The 25,690-nt window shown below is 37.7% G+C and carries 22 protein-coding genes; 1 reads left to right on the top strand and 21 read right to left on the bottom strand.

Annotated elements, in window-relative coordinates; genetic code table 11:
- Genes hemA through LW137_RS00165 form a run of 6 tightly spaced genes read right to left on the bottom strand, consistent with a single transcriptional unit; the run spans position 1 to position 8,554 of the window.
- A complete protein-coding gene (gene hemA, locus LW137_RS00190; RefSeq protein ID WP_233032413.1) occupies positions 1-1,299 on the bottom strand; it encodes a glutamyl-tRNA reductase in 1,299 nt (432 codons plus the stop codon).
- Positions 1,299-2,192: a polyprenyl synthetase family protein gene (locus LW137_RS00185; protein ID WP_233032412.1), complete on the bottom strand. Its 894-nt coding sequence runs from the start codon at positions 2,190-2,192 to the stop codon at positions 1,299-1,301. The genes hemA and LW137_RS00185 overlap by 1 nt, the downstream gene beginning before the upstream one ends.
- Before the next feature lie 10 nt (positions 2,193-2,202).
- On the bottom strand, positions 2,203-2,565 hold the full coding sequence (locus LW137_RS00180) for a hypothetical protein (RefSeq protein ID WP_233032411.1): 363 nt from the start codon (positions 2,563-2,565) through the stop codon (positions 2,203-2,205).
- A 16-nt stretch (positions 2,566-2,581) separates the two neighbouring features.
- A complete protein-coding gene (locus LW137_RS00175; RefSeq protein ID WP_233032410.1) occupies positions 2,582-2,806 on the bottom strand; it encodes a DUF2018 family protein in 225 nt (74 codons plus the stop codon).
- Between the two features lie 10 nt (positions 2,807-2,816).
- A complete protein-coding gene (locus tag LW137_RS00170; RefSeq protein ID WP_233032409.1) occupies positions 2,817-7,088 on the bottom strand; it encodes an autotransporter outer membrane beta-barrel domain-containing protein in 4,272 nt (1,423 codons plus the stop codon).
- 14 nt (positions 7,089-7,102) lie between these two features.
- A complete protein-coding gene (locus LW137_RS00165) occupies positions 7,103-8,554 on the bottom strand; it encodes a replicative DNA helicase (protein ID WP_233032408.1) in 1,452 nt (483 codons plus the stop codon).
- A gap of 153 nt (positions 8,555-8,707) precedes the next feature.
- Between LW137_RS00165 and pyrC the strand changes: the two genes are divergently transcribed.
- Positions 8,708-9,724, top strand: coding sequence for a dihydroorotase (gene pyrC / locus LW137_RS00160; RefSeq protein WP_283092212.1), 1,017 nt, complete (start codon positions 8,708-8,710; stop codon positions 9,722-9,724).
- On the opposite strand, the gene LW137_RS00155 is transcribed toward pyrC, so the two are convergent.
- From LW137_RS00155 to pfkB, 15 genes are all read right to left on the bottom strand, one after another.
- Positions 9,725-10,060 (bottom strand): hydrogenase maturation nickel metallochaperone HypA/HybF, encoded by a 336-nt coding sequence (locus LW137_RS00155; RefSeq protein ID WP_233032407.1) that lies wholly within the window; start codon positions 10,058-10,060, stop codon positions 9,725-9,727.
- Complete coding sequence (gene hypE / locus LW137_RS00150) at positions 10,061-11,059, bottom strand: hydrogenase expression/formation protein HypE (protein ID WP_233032406.1); 999 nt, start codon at positions 11,057-11,059, stop codon at positions 10,061-10,063. It lies immediately after the preceding gene.
- Between the two features lie 9 nt (positions 11,060-11,068).
- Positions 11,069-12,187, bottom strand: coding sequence for a hydrogenase formation protein HypD (gene hypD, locus LW137_RS00145; protein ID WP_233032751.1), 1,119 nt, complete (start codon positions 12,185-12,187; stop codon positions 11,069-11,071).
- The gene (locus LW137_RS00140) at positions 12,174-12,422 is read right to left on the bottom strand and encodes a HypC/HybG/HupF family hydrogenase formation chaperone (RefSeq protein ID WP_233032405.1); all 249 of its coding nucleotides are present in this window, start codon (positions 12,420-12,422) and stop codon (positions 12,174-12,176) included. The genes hypD and LW137_RS00140 overlap by 14 nt, the downstream gene beginning before the upstream one ends.
- Positions 12,422-13,090 carry a hydrogenase nickel incorporation protein HypB gene (gene hypB / locus LW137_RS00135; protein ID WP_233032404.1) on the bottom strand — a complete coding sequence of 223 codons (669 nt, stop codon included), beginning with the start codon at positions 13,088-13,090 and terminating at the stop codon, positions 12,422-12,424. The genes LW137_RS00140 and hypB overlap by 1 nt, the downstream gene beginning before the upstream one ends.
- Positions 13,080-15,284: a carbamoyltransferase HypF gene (gene hypF, locus LW137_RS00130; protein WP_233032403.1), complete on the bottom strand. Its 2,205-nt coding sequence runs from the start codon at positions 15,282-15,284 to the stop codon at positions 13,080-13,082. Before hypF ends, hypB begins: the two co-directional genes overlap by 11 nt.
- Entirely contained in the window at positions 15,281-16,729 is a 1,449-nt protein-coding gene (locus LW137_RS00125) for a hypothetical protein (RefSeq protein ID WP_233032402.1), read from the bottom strand. Before LW137_RS00125 ends, hypF begins: the two co-directional genes overlap by 4 nt.
- Before the next feature lie 76 nt (positions 16,730-16,805).
- Positions 16,806-17,366, bottom strand: coding sequence for a HyaD/HybD family hydrogenase maturation endopeptidase (locus LW137_RS00120; RefSeq protein ID WP_233032401.1), 561 nt, complete (start codon positions 17,364-17,366; stop codon positions 16,806-16,808).
- Positions 17,363-17,992: a Ni/Fe-hydrogenase, b-type cytochrome subunit gene (cybH, locus tag LW137_RS00115; RefSeq protein ID WP_233032400.1), complete on the bottom strand. Its 630-nt coding sequence runs from the start codon at positions 17,990-17,992 to the stop codon at positions 17,363-17,365. Before cybH ends, LW137_RS00120 begins: the two co-directional genes overlap by 4 nt.
- Before the next feature lie 10 nt (positions 17,993-18,002).
- Positions 18,003-19,727, bottom strand: a complete 1,725-nt coding sequence (locus LW137_RS00110; protein WP_233032399.1) for a nickel-dependent hydrogenase large subunit — start codon at positions 19,725-19,727, stop codon at positions 18,003-18,005.
- Positions 19,728-19,729: 2 nt separating this feature from the next.
- Positions 19,730-20,881, bottom strand: a complete 1,152-nt coding sequence (locus LW137_RS00105) for a hydrogenase small subunit (protein ID WP_233032398.1) — start codon at positions 20,879-20,881, stop codon at positions 19,730-19,732.
- Between the two features lie 123 nt (positions 20,882-21,004).
- Positions 21,005-22,618 (bottom strand): phosphoenolpyruvate--protein phosphotransferase, encoded by a 1,614-nt coding sequence (gene ptsP / locus LW137_RS00100; protein WP_233032397.1) that lies wholly within the window; start codon positions 22,616-22,618, stop codon positions 21,005-21,007.
- Positions 22,619-22,628: 10 nt separating this feature from the next.
- Positions 22,629-22,886, bottom strand: a complete 258-nt coding sequence (locus tag LW137_RS00095) for an HPr family phosphocarrier protein (RefSeq protein WP_233032396.1) — start codon at positions 22,884-22,886, stop codon at positions 22,629-22,631.
- Positions 22,873-24,771 carry a PTS fructose transporter subunit IIABC gene (locus LW137_RS00090; RefSeq protein ID WP_233032395.1) on the bottom strand — a complete coding sequence of 633 codons (1,899 nt, stop codon included), beginning with the start codon at positions 24,769-24,771 and terminating at the stop codon, positions 22,873-22,875. The genes LW137_RS00095 and LW137_RS00090 overlap by 14 nt, the downstream gene beginning before the upstream one ends.
- Positions 24,768-25,679 (bottom strand): 1-phosphofructokinase, encoded by a 912-nt coding sequence (pfkB, locus tag LW137_RS00085; protein ID WP_233032394.1) that lies wholly within the window; start codon positions 25,677-25,679, stop codon positions 24,768-24,770. Before pfkB ends, LW137_RS00090 begins: the two co-directional genes overlap by 4 nt.
- Positions 25,680-25,690 lie beyond the last annotated feature (11 nt).

Raw genomic sequence — 25,690 nt, 5'->3', positions numbered from 1 at the left:
TCATTTTCCTTCTTCATCGTATTTGAGATGTTTTTCGCATTTATAAGGATTATTAAAAACCTCTTTTCCTCTCAAATCAAAAAGTTTCTGTATATTCTCGACAATAAAATCGCTTTCGGGATTTTCCTTGATTGTTTTGATATAGGTCGTTGGATGATGCAAAAATTTATTGAAGGCATTATGCATAATCCTCATCACCTTCTCTTCTTCTGCAGAATCCAAAAAACCTTTTTTGATCGCCCTTGATACTTCATCAATGCAACATTGCTTTGCTTTTTCTCTAAAGGCCTTAATCAAAGGCTCAACATCAAGGCTTGCGAGCCATTGCCTAAAAAGCTTCACTTGTTGGCAAATCATTCCCCTTGCTTTTTGCAGCTCTTCTTCTCTTTTGTTTTTATTTTCTACCACAACCTCTTGCAAGTCATCAATCACAAATAATGCAATATTTTCTTCTTCTAGAGGTTGAATATCTCTAGGCAGGGCCAAGTCAAACCAGATTCTCTGAAAAGAGCAGGTTTTAATCATATCTTTTGTGATGATTGCATGAGGCGCACCCGTGGCACAAAAAAGATAAGGATGGGAATTGATGATTTCTGTAAGATTTGCAAAAGAGGCAATATCGATGCGATCATCATTTAATTCTTGCTTGATTGCACAGGCATGATCAAGAGTCCTACTCAGCAAAAGCACTTCAAATCCATGGCTTAAAAGATACTTAACACACAAGATTCCAATCTCCCCTGTTCCCACAACAACAACTTTTTTCTTTTGTGGGTTAAGATTTAAAAAATGTGCAATTGCTACAGAGGCGACAGAGGTGGGGCTTTTTGAGATCTGTGTTTGCGAACGAATCAAGGCCGCGCATTTAAAAGCAAAATGCATCGCCCTTGTAAGTTCTTTTTTGCAAAATCCAAACTCATAAGAAGTCTTGTAGGCATTTTTAAGCTGTCCAGTGATTTGCGTTTCTCCCAAGACCAAACTATCCAAGCTACTTGCAACACTGAAAATATGATCCAATGCCTCATCTTCAAAAAGTAATTGCACCCCTGATTGGAGTTGCGACAATGAAATATCTCGATAAGAAGCAATCCATTCAACTATAGATTTAACATCTTTAGAATTGACAACAAGCAATAGCTCAAAACGATTGCAAGTGCTCAATAAGATACACTCTTGAATAAATGAAAATGAAGAAAAAAGTTTTGTATAGAATTGTTTTAATTCACTTTGAGGAAAAGCGATGCGCTCTCTGATAGAAATATCAAGGTGCTTATGAGAAAAACTAATCACACAATACATTAAAAGCTCCTCTGAATCATTGCATCAATCATCTCTTTCAATGCGGGATTATATGGATTTTTGATCTTTACAAGAGAATCTTTAGCAATCCCTATAGCTAACTGCTGACTTTTTTCAATGCAGGAATATTTCTCCAAATGATCTTTTATCCATTTTTTCTCATCTTGATTTAATTCCTTTCCGCACAAGCCTTGAAGCCTCTCTCTTCCCTCATGATCCAATGCTTCAAACAAAAAAAGATAGGGAAGTGTTGTTTTTCCCTCCTTGAAATCATTCATGGCAGGTTTTCCAAGCACTTCTTGAGGCTGAGTAATATCCAAAATATCATCAATAATTTGAAACGCAATCCCCAAGCATTTACCATAATGAAAATAATCTTTTGCATCAAGTCCAGCTAATATGGCAGCGCATTCTGCACTAGAGGCAATTAAAGATGCGGTTTTTTCTTCAATCATTAAGCAATATTTTTCTTTTGAAGGATTAAAGCTTTGAGCAAGAAAAACATCATAGATTTCTCCACTTGAAAGCCTGCACACGGCATTAGAGAGGCTTTGGGCAATCAAGGAATCAAAAAAAGTCAGATGATAAAAAGCTTTTGCATAAAGTGCATCTCCCAACATAACAGCACTTTTGCTACCATAACTTGCATTTATTGATTTTTGCCCTCGACGAATCATGCTTTCATCGATTACATCATCGTGCAACAAAGAAGCAAGCTGTATCAATTCAATAATGGCACAAAGCTCTATGCTTTGCTGATTTTTTCCCGCAATAGCCAAAACCATCGAACTACGCAACATCTTTCCATGTGAAATTTGTGAAAACATCTGTTCTAAAAAGGGGTTTTGGAAATCTTTGATGAGTTTTTGCATCACCTCTATGATCTCTGACATATTTCTTCCTTTATTGCACAAAAACATCTCCATAAACTGCAATTTTAAAAGTTACGCTTTGAGTTTTCTCATCATACTTCTCAAAAAATACAGTCACATAGGGTGAAACAATCCCCCTTTTGCCTTCCTTGCTTAGATTGATTCTGAATGCATTTTTTTTATAATCATCAAACAGAATCATTTGATGATTAAAAGAGTCATATTTTGCCAAAAAAACCAATCCCCCATCGACAAAAAGCGTCCAATGAAAGGCAAGTTCTCTTACATCATTTGCACCTACCAAGAGCTTCATTTTGTGTTCTTGGTTGCGCTTGAGAGAAATCTCTTGCTCGCTACTCCAATCAACTTCCCCCCAACACAAAATAACACTCAAAAAAATGCAAAAAAATTTATTCATTTTGACTAAGAATGTTACCCATAGATTGAATGGCTAAATCCTGTTTCATCTGTTTAAGATTTTCTAGATTGATCTCTTCTCCCTCTTTTTCTAATTCCGCTTTTGCAATTTCCTCCAAAAGTCTTTCTAATTCATCTGCAACAACAGAAGGATTGGCATGAAAGATAATTTCCTTCCATTTTAAAATAGGATCTCCTTCAAATAGCTCATCAAACATCTAAGCTCTCCTAAAACTTATATTTAAATCCCGCACTAATACTGATATTGTGCTCCTCTTTATCCAATCCAGCTTTATATCCAGCACTGAGATTCATAGAAAAATCTGGACTGATATACCCTTCTCCTCCAGCATAAATAGAGAATAATCCTTTTGCCTGCCCTTGCGAAGAATACTGGAGTTTGTTTGTCGCACCAGAAAAATAAACAACCCCTTCATTTTTATTCATCAGATTGTATTCAAAGCTTGGAAGAAGATAAAGAAATGAATAAGCAGACACATATTGTCTAATCTCAGCTCCAAGATTAAAGATCATTCCCCCCCTCAATTGCCCCTCATAAACAAGCGGAGAATCTGCAACACCATTTAATGTGGGAATATTTACGCCATAGATACTATAAGTCCCTTGAGGTTTAATAAAAAGACCCTTGATTGTTGGAATCTTGAAGATATATCCATATCTCAAGCTAAAATCAAATGCATTAGACTTAAAATCTAACTTTTGCTCAAGTGAAGAGCGATTATTTTGAATTGATGCACTATTGATTGATTGAACATATCCCAATGTCAGATCAACCTCTGATCCTCCATAATAAAGGCGTGTATAAATACTTACATCAATATTGTGGGCATTATTTTTAAGCGCAGAACTCTTAAAGTCAGAATAGCCATAAGCCATATAAACTCCAAGCAACACATTGGCAATCGGCATATATTCATATCCTGCACTCATCCCATAAAGCGCTGAAGTGTTGATACTTTCTTTTGTTGTAGAAGAAATTGCTGAAGCCCAAAAATTATGCTTATATGAAAAAGGATCTATGTCTTGAGGAGTATAAGAAGGCAAAGCAGGGTTTTCTACATCACTTTGTATATCTTGTTGAGCTTGCGCATAGCGATTTTTGCTCAAATTTTGGATATATCTTGCCAACTCAATCTCAGCAACATAAGGATTAGAAAAACGCATCATTCGATTTTGCACAGCAATCTCTCGTACAATTTGCATTTTTTGAAAATCTTCCATTAGGGGTTTTTCAATATCAACCACTGCTTGCATTGCTTGTTTGATCGAATCCGCCATTTGAATGAGGCTTGGTGTATCATATGAACCCATATTTTTTAAAATTTCAAGTTCCAAAGAATTCTTGGATTCCAAAGCATTATTAAGAACTTCCATTGCTCTAGAATCACTTGAAGTAATAGCATGGATCATATCTTGGGTCTTATTGGATGATATTTGCCCATCTGATCCTGCAAGAATGTCAAGATACTGATCAATAACTCCAGTTGGACTGCTATTACTTTGGATTTGAGAAACTGCACTGCTTCTTACAACAGAAAAACCGACTTTTGTTGTATCTACATATGCAACACCATTAAGGAAAATTCCGACCTTATTTTCATTTCCTTCATAAGCACCTGTTCCGTTAAGAAAATTTTCAATCTCCGTTTTCAGATATTCTTGTTGTTTGGCATAAGTTAATGTACTCTCATCACCTTCTTTTGCTTGGGCTCTAGGGCGCTGAGAAGAGTCACTACCATCACTAGGATCAATAATAAGATTTCCTACACGGTATCGAATCTGATCTTGACTCTCAAGCAAAACATAAACACGATCTAAAGAAAGTGAATAAAAATTTGTATGTTTTATAGCAATAAGTGGATTAACCGTATTTTCACTGCCTTGATGATTGGTCATATCAAAAATAATTTTTCCACTAGCCTTAATCGACCCCACACCAAATTGATCTGCATCAAAAATGACTGAACCATTGTTGTTAAAATCTCCTCCAATCTTCAACACAACACTAGATTGAAGCAAGAGATTGGCATGATTATCAAAGCTGAAAGTCCCCTGTGTTTTGCTTGCATCATCAGGATAATAAATCGCATTTTCACCGCGAACTTTCATTGTCGGCAAATCTGATGCAAAATTTGCAACTTTTCCTTGATATTCTCCATTGACAAAAGCGCCTTGTTCATTTGCAACTAAGATTGAAACATTTCCCCCAAGTTCTAAGTTTCTCTTATTGGTAAAAGTTCCTCCACCTCCAATAACCCCGCCATCTTTTTCCCAGCGAGAGAGTTTTGTAAGATCTAATGTAGTATCAACCAATCTAAGATTATAAGAATCTACCCCAGCATGCTGACTTTCGATGCGAAGTGTCCCACCTGTTACACTTACACGATCTCTACCCGATTCGGGCTTCTCTTTTCCCAAAACAATCCTACTTGCAGGATCTTGGCTATTTGATCTTAAAATCAATTCTCCCTCATAGGTTACATTCTTTTTATCATCGCCCTCCCCCTCTTCCACAGTTTTAGAGCGAATAGAAATATCTTGCGAAGAGATGATCAGATCGCCACCTGATGCAATCGTATTGCTTGATCCTCTCACATCAATGCTTCCCTTTTTGCCTAAAGAATTTGAAATCTCTAGATTTCTTGAAGTTTGATCTTGAAGAGAAGTCATTGTTGTGAGATTTCCAAAGCCATCAAAAATCAGGCTTCCTTGATTATCTAAAGTATTTTTTTGTCCAAGCAGAAAAAGTCCAGATGGATTAAGTGTCTTGGTCTCTTCTTGATCCTCTGGTGGCCAAACAGGATGCTCAGAAGAGCTAGATGAAGTCTGACGCATCGAGTTAGAAATCAAAATCGTCCCTGTATTTTTTAGGCTCGATTCCATTTGCGTCGTTCCTTTATAGGTCTCACCCAAAACAAAAGCCCCGCCCGTAGCTTCAATCTTTCCTTGATTTTCAAGAGAAATATTCCTCTCTCCTACAGAGAGCCAAAGCACAGAATCTTGTGAAAGAGCGAAGCTTGAATCTTTATGCAGTGCGATACCATCATAGGCTTGAATCTTAGCATTGGCATTTTCTCCTAGACTAATTTTCCCTTGCAATAAAACCTTACCTGCTCCTTCGCTCAATGCAACCGTTTCTTTTTTTGGTTCCTGAGTTTCCCTCAACTGAGCTTGGACATCAAGATTTAGGATTTTATTTCCCTTTTCTTGATCTTGGATTGTGATATTTGAAAGCGTGATCGCATAAGGATCTTCATCATCAAAAATCTTTGCAGAATCTGAGGGCTTATTGTTGATTGCAGTGATTTTGACTTCGGAATTTTTCCCGACATTGATCTGCCCGCCACTTGTTTGGATAAATTGAGCCTTTGTTACCTCTGTCCAACCCGTAGGTTTTGTCCCAGAACTAGAAGAAGATTGCTTGTATTTAATATCTGCAGAAATTTCAGCAATCGATCCAATATCACTGGGAAGTTGTGAGATTTCTACGATTTTAATCCCATCAATTTCACGCTCTCTTGTTTCTAAAGATTTTGCATTTAAGCCCACATCAATTCTTCCACTTAATTCTATCTTTGGGGCTTTGAGTGAAAGGTTGGTTTGCTTGACACGATCCTCTTGAGCAACACTTTGATTGCCTAACGAATCTTGTGTGATTTTTTTCATTTCCTGAGGAGAAATGCTGATTGTTGATGAAATTTTAAGAGAGTTTCCTGCAGTGAGATTCATTTTGGCTTGATTGGCAATAGAGGTGTATCCCTCCCAAGAAATATTGCCCTTAAGATTTGCTTCAAAAAGAGATTCTGGCCTCTCTTGCGTGCGTTCATTGCCATTGTTTGTCACAAGATTAAGACTAGCCTTCATCGTAAGAGTTGCATAATCTTTTTGCGAATCAATCTTTAAAGAAGAGTTGAGATAACCATAAGAAGCAGTGTCTTTAGAAATCCCTCCCGCATTAACATTGATCGTTCCTTGAAGGGTGGTTTGCGTGAAATTTTCAATCGCCAAATTTGCACCGCTTAAGATATTGATATTTCCCCCTCCACCCAAAACAAATTCTCGAAAGCCTTGAGAGGAATCATTGTCAATTTTAAGTAATGATGAGACAAGCTTTTTTTGATCTGCATCTTCTTTGGTCGGAGCTTTGATTGAACTTGCTCCAGTGGGGGCGTTTGTGAAAGAAAAAGTTTTAAGTGTCAAGATTCCATAATTATTCTGATCAGATTTAAAGGTAGCTGTCACATTGGGAAGCAATCCCTTCTCTACTTCTTTTTTGGGCGAAGGAAAAACGCTATTTAGAATAAAGCTCCCATCGCTTTGATTCCATAAATAATCTTTATCATTTTGCAACCCTAAAGAAAAATCAGGTTTTTTATAAGATCCAGAATTGCTCGTAAAATCCACCTGATATTCTTTCTCTGCATTTGCTCCCAAAACAAGTGTTGATGCAATACAAGAAATCAAAATTTTTCTTCTCATCAATATTCCCTCTCTTATTGGATAACTGGCATATCAGGAGCACTCATATCCACATATTCTTGACTAGTCTCATAACGCGTTTTATAATCCCTTTCCTCTTCAAGAGAAGGCTCCTCAAAACGGATAAACTTCTTATTAAACTGAATTTTAACAGTTTTTACCTCACCATTTCTATTTTTGGCGACAATAATCTCAGCTGGTTCAATTTCTCTTTCTACAAATTGCGACTTGTATTCCTGATTTTCTTTCCTAGCTTTTTCTTCTTTGGCTTTTTCTTCTCTTTTGCGATACACATCATCGCGATAAAGAAACAAAATAATATCCGCATCTTGCTCAATCGCACCCGATTCTCTCAAATCAGAAAGTTGCGGGCGTTTATCATCACGACTTTCCAGCATTCGATTAAGCTGACTAAGTGCGATAATGGGGATTTCCAATTCACGCGCAAGGATTTTTAATCCTCTTGAAATTTCACTGATCTCTTCTTGTCGTTTTGCTTCCCCTCCTCCCTTTTTGCTTCCACTCATAAGTTGCAGATAATCCACAATACACACGCCAAGATCAGGTTGCTTGCTTTTGAGCTTACGCATTTTGCTTCGCAATTGTGTAATGCTAACAAATGAGTTATCATCAATATACAAAGGAAGTTTGGCAGTATGATCTGAAGTCTGACTAAGATTACTCCACTCTTCTGAACTCAAATCCCCCACTCTTAGACGCTGAAGCGGGATGGATGTGCTAGAAGAAAGCATTCTTAACATCAAATGCTCAGCCTGCATTTCAAGACTAAAAAATGCTACACCCTTACCTGAGACAAGAAACTTTTGCACCATATTAAGCACAAATGTCGTTTTCCCCATTGATGGACGCGCCCCAATGATGATCAACTCTCCAGGATTAAAACCTGTTGTGATACGATTAAGCTCAGCAAAACCTGTATTAAGTCCGATTAAGAGATTATTTCCTCTTGCCTTGATATCTTGAATCAAACTCAAAGTGCTTTGGACAATTTCTTCAGATTGTCTAAAATCTTTCAACTCTCCATGAGAAGAAAGCTCATAAAGTTCTCTCTCCGCTTCTTCTAATACTTCTTGAGCATCTTTATTTTGATCTTGTGATGATTGAGCAATATTATTGGCCATCGCATAAAGAGAGCGCTTAAGAGAAGCATTTCTAATCTCTTGAAGATAAAACTCAAGATTCACCAATGGTGCAAGAGCCAATATAGAAAGAAATTCTTCTTCATTGAAAATTTTATTTTGAGATAAGAGGGGGAGGAGCAGATCAGGATCAATAGGCTTTTGTGCCTCATGCTGTTTTTGCATTGCCTCAAAAATCATCTTCAAAAAAGGATCATGAAAATCCTTTGTTTGCAACACAGAAGAGACATCTTCAAAAGTATCAGGATTAAAAAAAATTGTTGCCAAAACCGAGCGTTCAATATTGTGAAGCCCTAAATTCTCCATTTCACCACCTAATTCCAGATAAACTCAAAATTTAAAATTCTAGACAAAAAAAGATAATGCTTTTTTAAGGTGATTGAAATATTGATTGTTTTCCTTTAAAATAATACTTTTTAGTTTAATAAAGATTAGAAATTAAAAAGATTGGAGAATCTTATGGGAGATATCATTACGATTAAAAACCCTCTTGATATGCATTTGCATCTACGAGAAGGAGAAATTTTAGAAGCTGTGTTTCCTTACACTTATGAGCGTTTTATAGGGGGAGTTGTGATGCCCAATCTCTCCATTCCAATCAGTAACACTCAGCTTGCATTGGATTACCAACATACACTCAAAACACTCAATCCTTCTTTTTTGCCACTAATCGCTCTATACCTAACCGATACCCTCACTCAAGCAGAACTACACAAAGCCCATCATCATGGACTCAAAATTTTAAAGCTTTACCCAAAGGGAGCAACGACTAATTCCCAAAATGGAGTAAGCGAGATCTTAAACCCACACACATTGGAATTATTAGAAGAAGCACAAAAACTTGAGATGATTCTAAGTATTCACGCAGAAAGCAATGGCTATAGCCTAGATCGCGAGTATGAATTTTTACCCATCATCGAAGAGCTTGCAAGCAGTTTTCCAAAACTCAAAATCATCATCGAGCATCTCAGCGATCATCGCAGTATTGAAGTGTTAGAAAAGCACGCCAATCTCTTTGCTACGCTTACTTTGCACCACATAACTCTCTCTTTAGATGATATGCTTGGAGGAGGATTGAAACCTCACTTATTTTGTAAGCCTATCCTTAAAACTCCAAAGGATCGAGATACACTCCTCTCTCTTGCCCTCCAAGCTCATCCTAAGATCAGCTTTGGATCTGATAGTGCCCCCCACCTAGAAAGCAAAAAATTATCTCCTTCAGGAAGTGCAGGAATTTTTTCTGCACCTATGCTTTTAGAGCAACTCTGCGAACTTTTTGAAAAACACAATGCTTTGGAAAATTTACAAGCTTTTGTTAGTGATAATGCAATCAAAAACTATAATCTTGATATTAAGTCTGAAAAAACTATTACTCTGCAAAAGAAATCACAAAGCATTCCTTTAGAAATTTCTCTCCAACAAGATCGCATTATTCCACTTAATGCGGGGATGTCTTGCAACTGGAAAATCATTTAATCATTCCATTTCAAGACTCAATAGCACAAACTCTTCCCCATCGATAGCTTTAACATTTTGTCCTTGACATAAAGGACAGATCAAAGTCTGATTCTCGCTCTCTATCTCACAATCTAGGCAATAAATCTTTAGAGCTTGTATCACATACTCAATCTCTGCATTTTCCAACACACTCCCCTCTCTAAAAGTCTCCAAGGCACGCTGAAAGAGAGAAAGTTCTATTCCGCTAAAAAGTCCCGCTTTGATTTTTGCACTCATCACTTTTGTGCATTGATTTTCTTTGACATATCCCTCACAAAGTTCTAAAAAAGATTGAACGACAGAATATTCATGCATCTAACATATCCTTGGCAAAATCTCTCCACTAGGCATATCTAAAAAGCGTCTTGTGCCATATCCACTATCCAAAATCACTCTTTGCTTATATTCTCCACCAACCTCACCAATGATTTGAGCCTCCTTTCCCAAAGGATGAGAATGCAAAATCTCAAGAGCCCTTAATGCATCACTTTTGGGAAGCGCAAGCACAAAAGTCCCCTCATTGGCTAAGGCATATGCCTCTAGTCCTAAAAACTCACAGATTCCCTGCACTTCATCAGAAATAGGAACTTGCTTTTCATCAATGCAAATACAAGTCTGAGATGACCTCGCCCATTCATTCAAAACTGCGGCTAACCCACCTCTTGTCGCATCTCTTAATGCTCTTAAGGTCAAATTTGATTGAAATAAAGTCTGCACAAGTGGAAAAAGAGAAGCACAATCAGAATATAAATGGCTCACCAAATCAATCCCCTCTCGCTGAGAAAAAATACTTGCTCCATGCTTCCCAATAGAGTTTGACACAATAATCACATCTCCATGTTGAAGAGATTGTGGATTTAATCCCTCATAAATAACCTCTCCAATGCCTGCAGTATTGATATAGATTCCATCAGCATGACCTCTTCCCACAACTTTTGTATCTCCAGTCACAATCAAAACCCCATTCTTTCTGCATTCTTCAGCCATAGATTGAGCAATTTTTTCTAATTGTTTTAATTCAAATCCCTCCTCAATAATAAAAGAAGCACTCAAGTATTTAGGACGCGCCCCCATCATAGTCAAATCATTACAAGTCCCACAGATACTCAATTTTCCAATATCTCCTCCAGCAAAAAAAAGTGGGGAAATCGTATAAGAATCTGTACTGAAAGCCATTTTTGACAAGGAGGGTAAAATCGCAGAATCATTGCCCTGTATCAAAATCTGATTTTCAAAATGTTTAAAAAATACACGCTGGATCAATGCATTATTTTCGCTTGCTCCATTGCCACAAGCCAATGTAACCCTCTCCATCTCTTCTCCTTAAAGCAAATTTCCATATCTAAAATAAGCATTACAAACACCCTCACTGCTCACCATGCAACTTCCAATGGGTGAAGTAGGCTTGCAAACTATCCCAAAAAGCTTACAGCTAAGGGGTTTTGCAACACCGCTAATAATTTGAGGGCAAATACACCCCTTTGGCTCTTTGACTACCTCATAAGGCAAGTCATAAACCCTCTCGGCATCATATTGTGCAAATTTCTCCTTTAAACGCAAGGCAGAATAAGGAATCTCTCCAATTCCACGCCACATAAAACTTTCACGCAATTCAAAATAATGCTCAATCTTTTCTTGAGCAAGCAAGTTCCCCTCAAAACTTACTGATCTTTTGTATTGATTTTCAAGCCTTGCTTCGCGATGCTTTACTTGTTGCACAATCATCCAAAGCCCCTCCAAAAGATCAACAGGCTCAAAACCTGCTACGACTGTGGGAATGCGATATTTGCTCACAAAGGGTTCATAAATCTTGCTACCCGCAATTACAGACACATGAGAAGGAGCAATAAAAGCATCAATATGCACATCTTGATTTTGCAAAATCGCTTCCATTGGAGGAGGGACCAAAACATGATTGATATGAAACAAAATATTTTTAATCCCCTCTCTCTCGACCCGCTCAAGGAGTGCCGCGCTCATTGGTGTTGTCGTCTCAAAGCCAATTGCAAAATAGATCACGGTTTTATTGGGATTTTCTTTGGCAATTTTCAGCAAATCAAGAGGAGAATAAACAAATCTCACATCTGCTCCCTTAGATCTTGCATCAGAGAGAGAACCTTTAGAGCTTGGGATTCTGATCATGTCCCCCAAAGTTGCCAAAATCACATTCTCTTCTTGGGCGAGCAAAACAGCGTGATTGATTCTGTTTTTTGGCATGATGCACACAGGACATCCAGGACCATGGATAAATTCAAACACCTCTTCTATAAGCTGATTGATTCCATATTTCATAATGCTATGGGTATGTCCTCCACACACCTCCATAACTCGAATCTTGCATTTAAGATCCTTTGCCTCCTGCTTGATTTTCTCACTCCATGCAAGAATACTTTTAGGATCCCTAAAACCTTGATACAACTGTTTAAGTTCAAGCATCTTCATCTTCCCTTTGAATTGCTTCAACCATTTGTTGATAGAGCTCTAAAGATTCTTGTGCATGTTCTTTTGAGATTTTATTCATCACATATCCAATATGGATTAAAACATAATCCCCAATCTCAATTTTTTCTTTAAAAATATCAAGGCTAGCTTCTCTTTGAGTACCCATTGTATCTACAATGCAAGTGTTATTTTTTTCATCAATTGAAACAACTTGAGATGGGATAGATAAACACATTATTTTTTCCTCCTTCTTGCGCAAATCCAAGAGCTTAAAGCCTCAATCCCCTCCCCGCTCTTGCTTGAGATTTGTAAAATCTCAACATGTGGATTGAGTTTTTTAGCGCGTTGCAAGACAAGCTCAGGATCAAAATCAAAATGCTCAATCAAATCACATTTACTCACCAAAATCAAATCTGCATTTTTAAACATCACTGGGTATTTTTCAACCTTATCATCACCCTCAGTTACAGACAAAAGAACAATATTGTAATGTGTGCCTACATCATAACTTGCAGGACACACGAGATTCCCAATATTCTCAATCACACAAACTTCAATTTCCTCAAATGAAAGCTTTTGCATAGCTTCACTGATCATAAAAGCATCAAGATGGCAAGCACTCCCTGTTTGAATCTGCACTGCCTCAATCCCCCTTTTTCGCAATTTATTGGCATCATTTTCTGTCTCCAAATCCCCCTCAATCACATTAAAACGAAATGATTTTTTTAAAGCAAGTTGCTCTAAAATCGTTGTTTTCCCACTTCCTGGGGAACTCATAAAATTAAGCCCCAAAATTCCATGAGCATCAAAAAACTCACGCACCCTTATTGCTTCTTTATCGTTTTTACTCAAAACCTTCTCAACAAGCTCAATCTTTTTTGTTAGATGTGGATTATCCTGCATTGCGTCTCCTTTGTAATAAAAAATAAAGTTGGCCGATGGCAATTCCATTGTCATTTGGAGGGATCTTCTCCCCAATATAGCATTTTTGATGATTTTCTCTCATCCTTTTTAAGACTTTTGCACTCAAGATTCTGTTGCAAAATACTCCTCCACAAAGCACCACTTCATAAGAATCCTTTTGGGCAATTTGCACAATAAGTTCAACTAGGGTATTGAGGAATTTTGTAGCTATGATAGATGGATCAAGATTGCAATACGCATCATCAAAGATGCTTTGAAAATCCAAACAAATCTCACCTGATTGAACACAAAAGGGATAAAACTCACTAACCTCTTCACAATACAAACTTTCAATCCACTCTCCGCTCTCCCCCTCATATTCTTGCGCTTCCAAACCACACACCCAAGCAATCGCATCAAAAATCCTCCCAACGCTTGAAGTCTGGGGGGAATTGATTTTTCTTTGTTTCATCAAATCTAGTGTTTGAATCTCTTGAAGAGTTTTACCTCGTCGGATAAAAAACTCTTCTTTTTTTTCCATCATAATCTCATTATCTAAAAGCGCAAAGAAGTTCCTCCAAATCTCTTTGATCGCCCTTTCTCCTCCTAAAAGAGGGAAATATTTAAAATGCAAAAGTCTCTCATAAGAAATAGGATCGACAAGCATCACCTCTCCTCCCCAAATTGCTCCATCCTCCCCATATCCCGTCCCATCAAAACAAAAGCTCAAAACTCGAGAACTCAATTGATGTTCAAAACAAACACTTAGCGCATGAGCATAATGGTGTTGGATCTGCAGGGGAGCTGAACTCATTTCATAAGCCAACTTTGTGCTCTCATATTGTGGATGCAGATCGCAAATTATTTCTTTAAAATCCAATTGATACATTTCTTGCATTTTATAAATACTCTGTTTAAAACGCTCAAAGACCTCAAGCTGATTAAGATCTCCAATGTAAGGAGAGACAACGATCAAATCTTCAAATGCAAAAGCAAAGCTAGATTTTTGATTTGCCCCCATTGCGAGCATTGGATAAGGCACTTTTTCTGAGAGAGAAAAGCTTGTGGGTGCATAACCCCTTGCATTTCTTATCACTATTGTATCTTGAGTGCTAACAACCTGCACAATACTATCTTCAATAGGCTGGATAATCGCTCTTTGATGCCAAAGAACAAAAGGAGTCAATCGATATGCTTCTCTGGCTTGATATACAATAGGACTTCCCTTAAAATTAGCTGATGTTGCTATCAAAGGCATCTCTAAAAACTCAAATAAGAGTCTATGGATCGGAGTATAGGCAAGCATAATGCCCAAGCGATCCCTAGAGACATTTTTGAGAGTTTTTTTTGATTCTAAAAGAACAATTGGAGCTTCTTTGGAAGTTAAAAGTTTTTCTTCTTGAGCTGAAATTTTGGCATACTGTCTAGCTTGTCTGATATCTTTGCACATCAAAGCTAGGGGCTTTTTGGGACGAGATTTAAGCGCTCTTATCTTCATAACTGCCTGCTCTTGTGTTGCATCACAAATAAGATGAAATCCCCCATTTGATTGAATGCAAACTACCTCTCCTTTTAAAATTTTTTCTGCAACCTCTCTAAAAAGCTGAACATAATCTCTTCTCTCCTCTTCCATCCAAAAAATTTTAGGACTACATTTTGGACATGATATGGGCTGAGCATGAAAAAATCGACTCTGTGCATCTTGATATTCTTCAAAACACTCCTGACACATTTCAAATGATTGCATACTCGTTCTTTCTCTATCATAGGGAAATGCCTGTATGACACTAAATCTTGGACCACATTGCGTGCAATTAATCAGCGGATAAAAATAACGCCTATGGCCTTGATCTAAGATTTCATCTTGACACTGCTTGCAAAAAGCAAAATCTGGAATTGGCGGGATAGATACATTTAAATCAAGCTGACTAGAGAGAATTTCAAAGTTTTTCATCTCTTTGCAGGAATCAATTCGTGTTTGTATCGTTTGAATCGATGCAATAGAAGGAAGTTTTTTTTGAAGAGTGGAGAGAAAATAAAGTTTTTTCTCCCCCTGCAATACGATTTCAACACCTTTTCCATTATTTTGCACATATCCCCTAAGTCCCAAAGAAATAGCGATATTTTTAACAAGTGGGCGAAATCCTATCCCCTGAATGCGTCCTTGAAGAAAAAGTATCAAAGTTTCTTTCATGGATACAAAAGCGGAAAAGTTATATTCCGATAAATTGGAGTTTGGCGGTTATTTCTATAAAAAAAATCACCTATCATTTTAGAAGAAAATAAATCTCCACTTAAGCTAATCCCTTCAATTTCAATCAATTGACGAAGGCTTAAGTAAAGTTTAGAAGGAAAAAGAGAGAAACTTTCAATATATCCTAAAGCAATTACCCCATCCTCTACACCAGCGAGTTTAAAGCTCATTCCGCTACGAATACACTTAACAAGTTGAAATTTCTGACCAATAAGAGAATCTTGCACAAAAGAATAATCAATCGCTACCCCTCTTTGCGTAAGATGAAGATTGGCAAGATCAAGGGGATTTTCCTTGAGCCCCAACACGTTTCTTGCAATCTCCCAAACCCCCATAATTCCTTGTGGAAATCCCTTAAAGGAGACATTAGATTGGCATAGATTGGGAAAAATATGCCGATAATTTTCCATCAATTTTTCTCCACTTTCTCCATCTTGCGCTATCCAATCAAAAAGTGTCCACAAATCTTTTGGAAGATCAAATGACATCACTTCATTAAACCACTGAGTTTGAGTATTATAAAGACAGATTCGATCTTCTCCCTTTGAAGAAAAATAGAAATTTAAAATGTTTTGATTTTGAATTTGATTTTCTTCCAAAATGGAAGATAAAAAAGCTTTATCTCTTTTTGAATATTGCACAAACTTTTCTTTCAATGCCCTAGAAGGAGAAGGGTTCTTTAAAATCATCACACGATGGTCATTCTCCAAAACTAGTATTTTTAGAGGAGTCTGTACAACAGGAGCTAACTCAAAACGAAAAGAAGCGTTTTGTGCACCATAAAGAAACTGGATTCCATGATTTTTGAGTGTCCAAAAAAGTTTAAGAAGTTGCAAATCATGAGCAAGAGATACATAGAGATCAAAGGCTTGAACCTGCGATGCAAAATCTTGACTTGCTCTTGTTTTGACAATCGGTTTTTCATAGCTCATTAGAGCCTCTAATTCTTTTGATGTCAAATTGCATTTTGTAAGTATATGATCCAGCTCTATGCAAAATAAGCGTGGGCTAGGTTGCACAGAGAGAATATGACTTCCACTCTCTGTAATGACCTCTACATTAGACCCCTCAAGCAAAAGAGATGCAATCTCTTTGATATCTTTTGTTAGGGGTGGGATTTTTTTTTGACAAACTTCACATATTTCCCCCTCAGAAGTCTTTAAACATGAAGGACAATAAGAAAAAGTTAAAAATGGTTCAAATTCTTTTTTTATAGGCAGGCTAGGTCCTTCAAGAATTTTTGAATCAATATCTGTTACAAAAAGACTTTGGGGTATCAAGCAAGAAAGTTTTTGCACCAATTGTTCAAGTTCAGCAGATGCAACACCTTCGCAATCTATCCAAAGATGCAGCACATCATCTTGTTCAAAAAGAGCATACTTCATTATTTCTTTTTTAAGAATCTGATTTAACAAAAATGCAAGTTTAGAATGAAAACCTCCCCAAAGAGAAAATTTGAGCTCAAAAATCATTTTGCTTCATATCCCTCTTAAAAGAGATTTGAGAAATAGCCCTAATCTCAACTTTTGAATCGCTTAAAATCTGACACTCTGGATCAATTTCTAAAAGATATCTACACAGAATCTCTTCCATAAGTGCTACAGCTCCAACCACTTCATCAGAAAGAGCAAAGGTAGGATCGCTTCCAATACGTTTAGGAATAACGCCCATAATCTTAATTGATGGTATATCGCCTTGTGTTCTCATCATTTCCAAAGTTTGCAAGGTCTCAACTTCGTGAGCACTACCCTGCCAACTAATCGTCATTGGCATATCCGCATAATCAAAGAAAAACACATCCCCATAATCCCCTCCTTCATTTTCAATACAATCAATCAAAATTACTCGATCAAACTCCACAATAAGAGGAATCAATTGATGGGCTAAAGTTCCCCCATCAATAATGACAATCTGATGTTTGCTTAGAAATTGATATTTTTCATCAATATAATGAGCAAAGTGTGCCCCAACCCCCTCATCTCCAAACAGAATGTTTCCAATCCCTAAAATTAAAATCTTCAAGCATGGGCCTTTGTATAGCTTTTTTTATACAAGTGCTTAAAAGAAGCCATATAAATATGGATAGGTAAAAAGATCAAGAAAACCCAAGTCAAAAGATGGTGAATCCATCGCACATTGGAAATCCCTCCCAATAAAGCCTCAAATGGTCTCAAAAGAGGATATAAGAAGCCTAGCATTCCATTATGATAAAGATGAACTGCAAGAATCAATCCTGTAAAGATAATCCCATAGAGTGCAATATAAATTCCCAGATAAGTGACAAATTGCAAAGGATTATAAAGCCCATAATCTTTCAACTTTCCATTTAAAGATAGATAAAACCAAATTCTTGAAACCCACTGTTTCAAACTCCAAACATTCGAAAAAGACATTCTTTCGATACTAGAGCTTTTTGAGAAAAAGAATAAATAGGTTTTGATTAATGTCGCACTAAAAAGCAGCATTCCAAATGCAATATGCCAAAATCTTAGTTTGGCTTGTAAAAAATTCACAGGAGCACTCAAATCTGCATCAGGCATGATGAAAGGCTGTGCGATATAAAAACCCGTCACAACCAAAACAACCATACAAATAAATCTTGCCCAATGTGTTACCCAAAAAGATAGACTTGGTTCATAATGATGCATCCAACACCTCCTAACCAAGATATTTTGGATCAATCTTATATTCGCCAAGTTTATTGCCTTTTGTATCCATAACATGAACAGCACAAGCAATGCAAGGATCATAACTATGAATCTCACGAATAATTTCAAGAGGCTTTGTGATATCTTCGATTTTCATTCCGATTAGATTTGCCTCATAAGGCCCCTTTTTTCCTTGAGAATCTTCTGGACCAGCATTCCATGTCGAAGGAACGACGCATTGATAATTTTCAACTTTACCATCCTTGATCCTAATCCAATGGCTGAGCATCCCTCTTGGAACTTCTCCAATATATCGACCCCTATATTCTTTTTTCTCATCAATTGGACATGGAGTATAAGTGCTCTCATCATTTTTAAGATTTTCAATAAGGGCATTAAATGTCTCCATCCCATAATCTACGATCAACTTTGTTTGGAGCATACGACCAGCGGTTCTTCCAAGAGTTGTAAAGAGTGCCTTTACCGGAAGCCCTGAGGCTTGCAAGAACTCATCAACAACTCTTTTGATTCTCTCATTTCCTTGAGCATAACCCACAAGCATACAAGCAAGTGGTCCCACCTCAAAAGGCTTGGAATCATAACGGGGAGATTTGATCCAACTATATTTACCTTTTTCATTAATCGCAGGAATTGCGACATTTTTCCCCTCGCCATCAATTGTCATCTTTTCTACAAATCCAGTGTAGTTTGGCTCAGTCTCTCCATCGTAAGGATGCAAGGGCTTGTTTTCCTGATACCACGAATGTGTGCATTCTTCCATAATCAGATTTTCATCAATTTTAAATGCTTGAGATAGATCTTTATTGAGGATATAGCCGGCATTGAAAAGATTTTCTTGTGCATTAAGAGCAATTCCATCTCCTGACATAAAGTTTGGGACACTGACCTCTTGAACAACACTAGGTTCATTGGCGTACATTTTCCCAGCCATTAAAACATCAGGATAATATGCACAATCCACAAAAGCCTTTACATTTTCAAAGCGCGTTTTCCACTCTGCTAACCTACTTGGATCGAGCAAATCCCTCACACAAGTCACCCCACCAACAACAAAACTTTGAGGATGAGGTTGCTTTCCTCCCAAAATAGCCATAAGCTTTGCAGCATCTCTTTGAACTTCAATCGCTCTCAAATAATGGGAAAGAGCGATTAGGTTTTGCTCTGGAGAAAGTTTATAAGTTTTATTTCCCCAATATCCATTAGCAAAAATCCCTAATTGCCCACCATCAACCATTTTCTGAACTTTTTCTTGCACTGCTTTTAATTCTGCCTCTCCCGTAGCATAAGGAGTTTTACAATACTTAAAAGACTCTTGTTCGGCTTTTTTAGGATCAGCTTTAAGTGCAGAAATCACATCCACCCAATCAAGTCCATGCAAAAGATAAAAATGCACAATATGGTCATGCAAAAATAATGCTTGAGCGATCATGGATCTCACATACTTTGCATTCAAGGGAAGATTGACCTTAATAGCATCTTCTACAGCTTCAATTCCTGCACGATAATGCGATGAAGTACATACTCCACAAATTCTTTGCACAATAAGACCCACATCTTTAGGATCCCTTCCTTTGACAATAACCTCTAGACCCCTCCAAAGAGTAGAGGAGGAAAAAGCATTTGTAATGACATTATTTTCATCTACTTCTACTTCAATTCTCAAGTGCCCCTCAATTCTTGTAATAGGGTCGATTACGATTCTCTTATTTGCCATTTTTACTCTCCTTTAGACTCTTTGATTTTCATAATTGTTGCATGAGCAGCAATCCCAATAGCTGTCGCTGTCAAAACTGCAAGCCCTACCTTATCTGCAGTCCAATCAGCTCCCATTCCACCAAACACACTTTGAAAACTTCTATCAGCAAGAGGTTTCTCATATGGAGCCATCGTATCCCAAAAGTTAGGCTCGCTACAACCAATACAACCATGTCCAGCTTGAATTGGCCAAGAAACGCCACTATTAAATTTGCTCACAGAGCAATTATTGAATGTATATGGTCCTTTGCATCCTACCTTGTAAAGACAATATCCCTTTTTTGCTCCCTCATCTCCAAAGTTTTCCACAAACTCGCCAGCATCAAATCGTCCTCTTCTTTCACAAAGATCATGAATCCTTGTCCCATACGCCCAAGTTGGACGACTATAAGCATCAAGTGCAGGTAAATTTCCAAATAAAACATAATACATGAGCGTCCCCACAATATTTCGCTCGCTAGGAGGACATCCTGGGACATTGATAATGCTTCGATTTGAAACAGAACTCAATGGTTTTGCATTAGTTGGGTTAGGATAAGCTGCTTGCACTCCCCCAAAGCTAGAACAAGTTCCAATTGCAAACACGGCAGCACTTTTTGAAATTGCATCTTTTGCCAATTCCTTTCCAGTTTGTGCATGTGCTCCGATAGTTAAAAATCTTCCTTCATCTCCAAAAGGCACCCCTCCCTCCACCATTAAAATATAGCGACCCTTGTATTTTTCCATAGCATTTTGTAGCGAAAGTTCGGCTTGCCATCCTGAAGGAGCCATCAAGGTTTCGTGATACTCTAAAGAAATATAATCAAAAATCAAACTATCAATGCTTGGAAATTCACTTCTTGTAAGGCTCTCACTGCAACCTGTACATTCAGCCAGATTTAACCAAATCACGGGAAGTCGATCACTAAGCTCTGCAGCTTTTGCAATCAATGGTGTATAAGCTGGGGAAAGTGCCAACATTGTTGCAATTCCTCCAGCCCACTTCATAAAATCCCTTCTTGATATCCCCTTTTCTTGAAGCATTTGTGCAATAGAATGCTCCTCTTTAAATGAGGGCATTTTTTCCAATTCTTCTAAGCGTTTTTCTATCCGCTCCCTCTCTTTTATTTGCATGTTTCCTCCTTTGTCAGATTCTGTGTTCTCTGAATCTTTAAAGATTGTAAGGGAAAAACAAGCAAAATAAAATTTTTCTTACTTTTTAAATCAAGATTCTTATCTTTATGTGTATTTTAGTAACTAAGGCAATTGAGTGATGATTTGACGCGCAAACAAAATAGCATGCGGGGAAATAGAAAGCTCATCAATTCCACTTTCGATCAAAAACTTAATAGCTCTTTCCTCTTGCGCTAACTCACCACAAATTCCAACCCAACACCCATATTGATGTCCAATTTGAATAGTTTGCTGAATCATTTTTAATATTGCAGGGTGATATGGATCACTAAAGCGAGACAATCTTGGATTTTGTCGATCAATTGCAAGAGTGTATTGAGTCAAATCATTTGTTCCTATACTAAAAAAATCAACCTCTTTAGCCAAATCATCTGCAATCAAAACAGAGGCTGGAGTTTCGATCATAACTCCAATTTCAAGATTTTTATCCCATGCAATACCTTCTGCATCAAGACCATCACCCACCTCTTTTAAAATTTGCTTAACTTCTAAAATCTCCCAAAGTGAGATAATCATTGGAAACATAAGCGCTAGTTTTCCGTATGCACTTGCACGCAAAAGAGCACGAAGCTGGGTTTTAAAAATCTCTTTTTGATCTAAACAAATCCTAATCCCACGATATCCAAGGGCTGGATTTTCCTCTTGTTCTAATTCAAAATAATCAATCTGCTTATCTGCGCCAATATCAAGAGTTCGCACAATAACGCGTTGATCTTGCATCATCATCACCGCATACTTATAAAACTCAAATTGCTCTTCTTCTGTTGGAAAGGTCTCTTTTTGAAGATACAAAAACTCACTCCTTAAAAGCCCAATCCCTTCAGCATCATTTTCTTTTGCATCAGCAATATCTTCTAGATTCCCCGCATTGGCATAAAGCATAATTTTTCGTCCAGATTGCGTTGCACTCAGGCAACCCCTCAAAGCCTGCAAGCTTTCCTTATGAGATTTTTGAGCTTCAAGAAGCTCTTCGCATTTTTGCAAAACTTCAAGAGTTGGATCAACAATCAATTCCCCCCTCATAGCATCAAGAATAGCTGTTTTTTGGTGCATTTCCTCCTTGACCTGTATTCCTATCAATGCAGGGATTCCCATCGTTTTAGCCAAAATAGCCGTATGAGAGTTCAAAGATCCCTCAAGAGTTACAAATCCCAATAAGTTTTCTCTTTTCATCTGCAATGTTTGGCTGGGCGTCAGATCTCTTGCTAGTACAATACTAGGATTTTGGATCTCACACTCTTGGCTTCCGCTCAAGATACGCACTAAACGCGAGCAAATATCAACAATATCAGTACTTCTAGCCTGCATATATTCATCTTCCATCGCAGAAAAAATAGAAGAAAAATATTCTTGAGCTTGTCTAATTGCAAATAGGGCTCCCTCCCCTTGATTGATTTTTTCTTGAATAAAATCCAAGAAATCCAAATCCTCAAGCATCATTTGATGTGCCTCAAAGATAAATGCTTGCTCTTCCCCTACCTGCTCAAAAGCCTTTTGTTTTAAATCCTTAATTTCCAGCAAAGCTTTTTGATGAGATTTCCAGAAAGCATCCATTTCATCCTGAGCGGATCGCATCAAAGGGCGTTTTTCTTCCTCTTGATAAGTCTCATCTTGCACAAAAAAGATTCTTCCAATCGCGATGCCCTTAGAGGCAATCTGTCCCTGATAAGTTTTCATCTCCCCCCTTTTAAAAATGTTCTTTTAAAAATTCTTGCAATTCACAATATGCCCGATCTTCATCTTCTCCTTGAAGTAAAAAAGTGAGTTCTTCCCCCTCTTTTGCTCCCAAACTCATCACTCCCAAAATACGCTTTGCATCCACCTGCTTTTCTCCTTTGGACAAAAGAATATTTGATTTAAACTCACTTGCCTTTTTTACTAGAGCCCCAGCTGGACGAGCATGGATTCCTTGCGGATCTTTAATAATATGTTTAATTTCTTTCATTTTCTCTTACTCCTTTTTTTAAGATTCCCAAAAGCAATGCTCCCACAATTGTCCCAATCATCAAAGAAAGTAAATAATAAAAAACGCTCCCCACAACAGGAAAGACAAAAATTCCTCCATGGGGTGCCATTAGTGTGCAATTAAAATACATTGAAAGTCCTCCGGCAATTCCTGCCCCTACCATACAAGATCCCAAGACTCTAAGAGGATCGCTTGCTGCAAAAGGAATCGCTCCTTCGGTAATGAAAGAAAGTCCCATCACAAAATTTGCCAAACCTCCACTTCTCTCTTGCTGAGTAAATTTATGCTTAAAAAGCACTGTTGCCAACGCAATCGCAAGAGGAGGAACCATTCCCCCCACCATCACTGCAGCCATAATATCATAATTCTCTGATGCAATGCTTGCAACACCAAATACATATGCAGCCTTATTGATTGGACCGCCAAGATCTGTCGCCATCATTGCCCCAAGCAAGATTCCAAGTGCGATCTTCCACTCTCCGCTCATTGAGCTCAAACCTTGGTTTAAAGAGGTATTAAGATATCCAACGGGTGGCTCAACAACAAAAATCATCAAAAGCGAGATTCCTAGTAATCCAAACACGGGATAGAGCAAAATAGGCTTAATTCCATCAAGACTAGATGGGAGTTTAGAAAACACTTGTTTTAAACCTAAAACCAAATACCCCGCCAAAAATCCAGCCAAAATCGCACCCAAAAATCCACTTCCACCATCCTTAGCAATCGCTCCACCTACAAATCCTACCAATAATGCTGGGCGATCAGCAATACTTAGAGCAATGAAACCAGACAGCAAAGGAAGCATAAAACCAAAAGCCAATCCTCCAACTTGCATAAAGAATTTTGCCAATTCTGTATTTTTCCCAAATGCACTCTTAACGCCATCGCTTGCATTAGCCATATCCACATAATATCCATCAATCAAAAAAGCCAATGCAATGAGGATCCCTCCTCCCACGACAAAAGGAAGCATATGAGAAACACCATTCATCAAATGCTTATACAAATCATGTAGCCATGATGATGATTTGAAAGAAGAGAGGTTTAAATTTTCCTGTTTTGACCCTTGATAAATCTCTCCTTCCCCATCTTTTGCTTTTTGAAGCAAAACTTTAGGCTTTGAGATTCCATCAGCGACTTTTGCAAAGATAACCTTCTTGCCAGAAAATCGCTCAAGGGGGACTTGTGTATCTGCTGCGATAATCACACATTCGCAAGCCTCTATTTCTTCCTGAGTTAAAGCATTTTTAACACCACTTGAACCTCGTGTCTCAACTTTCAAAGAGATTTGCATTTCTTGAGCCATATCACTCAAAGCTTGTGCTGCCATATAAGTATGTGCAATTCCTGTCGGACAAGCTGTAACGGCCAAAATTTGAGGAGTTTCTATGCTCTGATGCTTTTGTTCTTGAGGTTGAACTTTTTGCAAGAGTGTAAAAAATTCCTCTTTGGATTGCACCTGCTGAAGAGATTCAACAAAACAAGAATCCATCAAAAGCATAGAAAGCTCACTCAACACCTCTAAATGCGTGTTGTTCTCTCCCTCAGGAGCTGCAATTAGAAATAATAGATTAACCTTTTGACCATCCAAAGAATCAAACTCAACTCCTTGTGGAATCTTCATAAAAACAATTCCGGCCTCTTTTACAGCCTTTGTCTTTGCATGCGGAATAGCTATCCCCTCACCAATTCCAGTACTTCCTTCCAATTCTCGATTCAAAACTGCTTGGAGATATTCTTGTTGATTAATAAGTTTTCCGCTTTTTTGCATCAAAAGAGTCGCCATTTCGATGGCCTCTTGCTTGTTTTGTGGTGTTGCATCTAACAAAACAGCGGATTGTGCAATCAAATCTGCAATATTCATTGGTTCTCCTTAAGAATTTTAAAAATCTTTTCAACATCTTCTAGCTTTGCAAATCCATCGCTAAAAGCACTTGCGCTCCCGCAAGAAACAGCATATAAAAAAGCTTCTTTTTCACTCATCCCTCTCTCAATCCCAGCAATCATTCCAGCCACCATACTATCTCCTGCTCCTACAGAATTTTTTACCTTCCCACAAGGAGCAGAAATATGCAAAGCTTCGTGATTGGTTGCAAAAATCGCACCCTCTCCAGCCAAAGAGATAATCGTATTTTGGGCACCCATATGGCATAGATCAATCGCACATTGTTTTAATTCTTCCAAACTAGGATTTTGAAGAGAAAAAAACTCTTCCACCTCTGATCGGTTAGGCTTAATCAAGTATGGACGAAACGGAAGAGTTTTTTGCAACGCCTCACCAGAACAATCTATAATCATTTTTAAATTTCGCTTCTCATAGCGTTGCATCACAAACGCATAAATCCCTTGATCTACACCGATAGGCAAACTGCCAGACATCACCAAAATATCTCCATCACTCAAACAATCAAGCTGGGCAAACAATTTTTCTAAATCTTTTTGTTCAATCTTTGGCCCACTTGCATTAATTTCACTTTCTTGAGTTGATGAAAGCTTAACATTAATGCGCGAATGACCATGATCTAGAAAAATAAAATCTCCAATAACTCCCAATTCTCTCAAGCTTCGATCAATCTCAGCCCCACTAAAACCAGCCAAAAATCCAAGCAGTGTGCTTTCATAGCCAAGATTTTTAAGCATTAAAGAGACATTAATTCCTTTACCTGCAGGCAATAAGTATGCCTCATTTGATCTATTGGTTTGACCCAACTTAAAATCGCAAACTTTGAGAATATAATCCAAAGAAGGGTTAAGCGTTAAAGTAAAAATCAATACAAGACCTT

Origin of the sequence: Helicobacter kayseriensis (assembly GCF_021300655.1) — a bacterium.
Taxonomy (GTDB): domain Bacteria; phylum Campylobacterota; class Campylobacteria; order Campylobacterales; family Helicobacteraceae; genus Helicobacter_G; species Helicobacter_G kayseriensis.
This window is presented reverse-complemented; position numbering and strand designations above follow the sequence as displayed.

Excerpts from the sequence above, each read along its gene's own strand:
- hemA (WP_233032413.1), bottom strand. The coding sequence starts at position 1,299 with ATGTATTGTGTGATTAGTTTTTCTCATAAGCACCTTGATATTTCTATC.
- LW137_RS00185 (WP_233032412.1), bottom strand. The coding sequence starts at position 2,192 with ATGTCAGAGATCATAGAGGTGATGCAAAAACTCATCAAAGATTTCCAA.
- LW137_RS00175 (WP_233032410.1), bottom strand. The coding sequence starts at position 2,806 with ATGTTTGATGAGCTATTTGAAGGAGATCCTATTTTAAAATGGAAGGAA.
- LW137_RS00170 (WP_233032409.1), bottom strand. The coding sequence starts at position 7,088 with ATGAGAAGAAAAATTTTGATTTCTTGTATTGCATCAACACTTGTTTTG.
- LW137_RS00165 (WP_233032408.1), bottom strand. The coding sequence starts at position 8,554 with ATGGAGAATTTAGGGCTTCACAATATTGAACGCTCGGTTTTGGCAACA.
- pyrC (WP_283092212.1), top strand. The coding sequence starts at position 8,708 with ATGGGAGATATCATTACGATTAAAAACCCTCTTGATATGCATTTGCAT.
- LW137_RS00155 (WP_233032407.1), bottom strand. The coding sequence starts at position 10,060 with ATGCATGAATATTCTGTCGTTCAATCTTTTTTAGAACTTTGTGAGGGA.
- hypE (WP_233032406.1), bottom strand. The coding sequence starts at position 11,059 with ATGGAGAGGGTTACATTGGCTTGTGGCAATGGAGCAAGCGAAAATAAT.
- hypD (WP_233032751.1), bottom strand. The coding sequence starts at position 12,187 with ATGAAGATGCTTGAACTTAAACAGTTGTATCAAGGTTTTAGGGATCCT.
- LW137_RS00140 (WP_233032405.1), bottom strand. The coding sequence starts at position 12,422 with ATGTGTTTATCTATCCCATCTCAAGTTGTTTCAATTGATGAAAAAAAT.
- hypB (WP_233032404.1), bottom strand. The coding sequence starts at position 13,090 with ATGCAGGATAATCCACATCTAACAAAAAAGATTGAGCTTGTTGAGAAG.
- hypF (WP_233032403.1), bottom strand. The coding sequence starts at position 15,284 with ATGAAAGAAACTTTGATACTTTTTCTTCAAGGACGCATTCAGGGGATA.
- LW137_RS00125 (WP_233032402.1), bottom strand. The coding sequence starts at position 16,729 with ATGAAGTATGCTCTTTTTGAACAAGATGATGTGCTGCATCTTTGGATA.
- cybH (WP_233032400.1), bottom strand. The coding sequence starts at position 17,992 with ATGCATCATTATGAACCAAGTCTATCTTTTTGGGTAACACATTGGGCA.
- LW137_RS00110 (WP_233032399.1), bottom strand. The coding sequence starts at position 19,727 with ATGGCAAATAAGAGAATCGTAATCGACCCTATTACAAGAATTGAGGGG.
- LW137_RS00105 (WP_233032398.1), bottom strand. The coding sequence starts at position 20,881 with ATGCAAATAAAAGAGAGGGAGCGGATAGAAAAACGCTTAGAAGAATTG.
- ptsP (WP_233032397.1), bottom strand. The coding sequence starts at position 22,618 with ATGAAAACTTATCAGGGACAGATTGCCTCTAAGGGCATCGCGATTGGA.
- LW137_RS00095 (WP_233032396.1), bottom strand. The coding sequence starts at position 22,886 with ATGAAAGAAATTAAACATATTATTAAAGATCCGCAAGGAATCCATGCT.
- LW137_RS00090 (WP_233032395.1), bottom strand. The coding sequence starts at position 24,771 with ATGAATATTGCAGATTTGATTGCACAATCCGCTGTTTTGTTAGATGCA.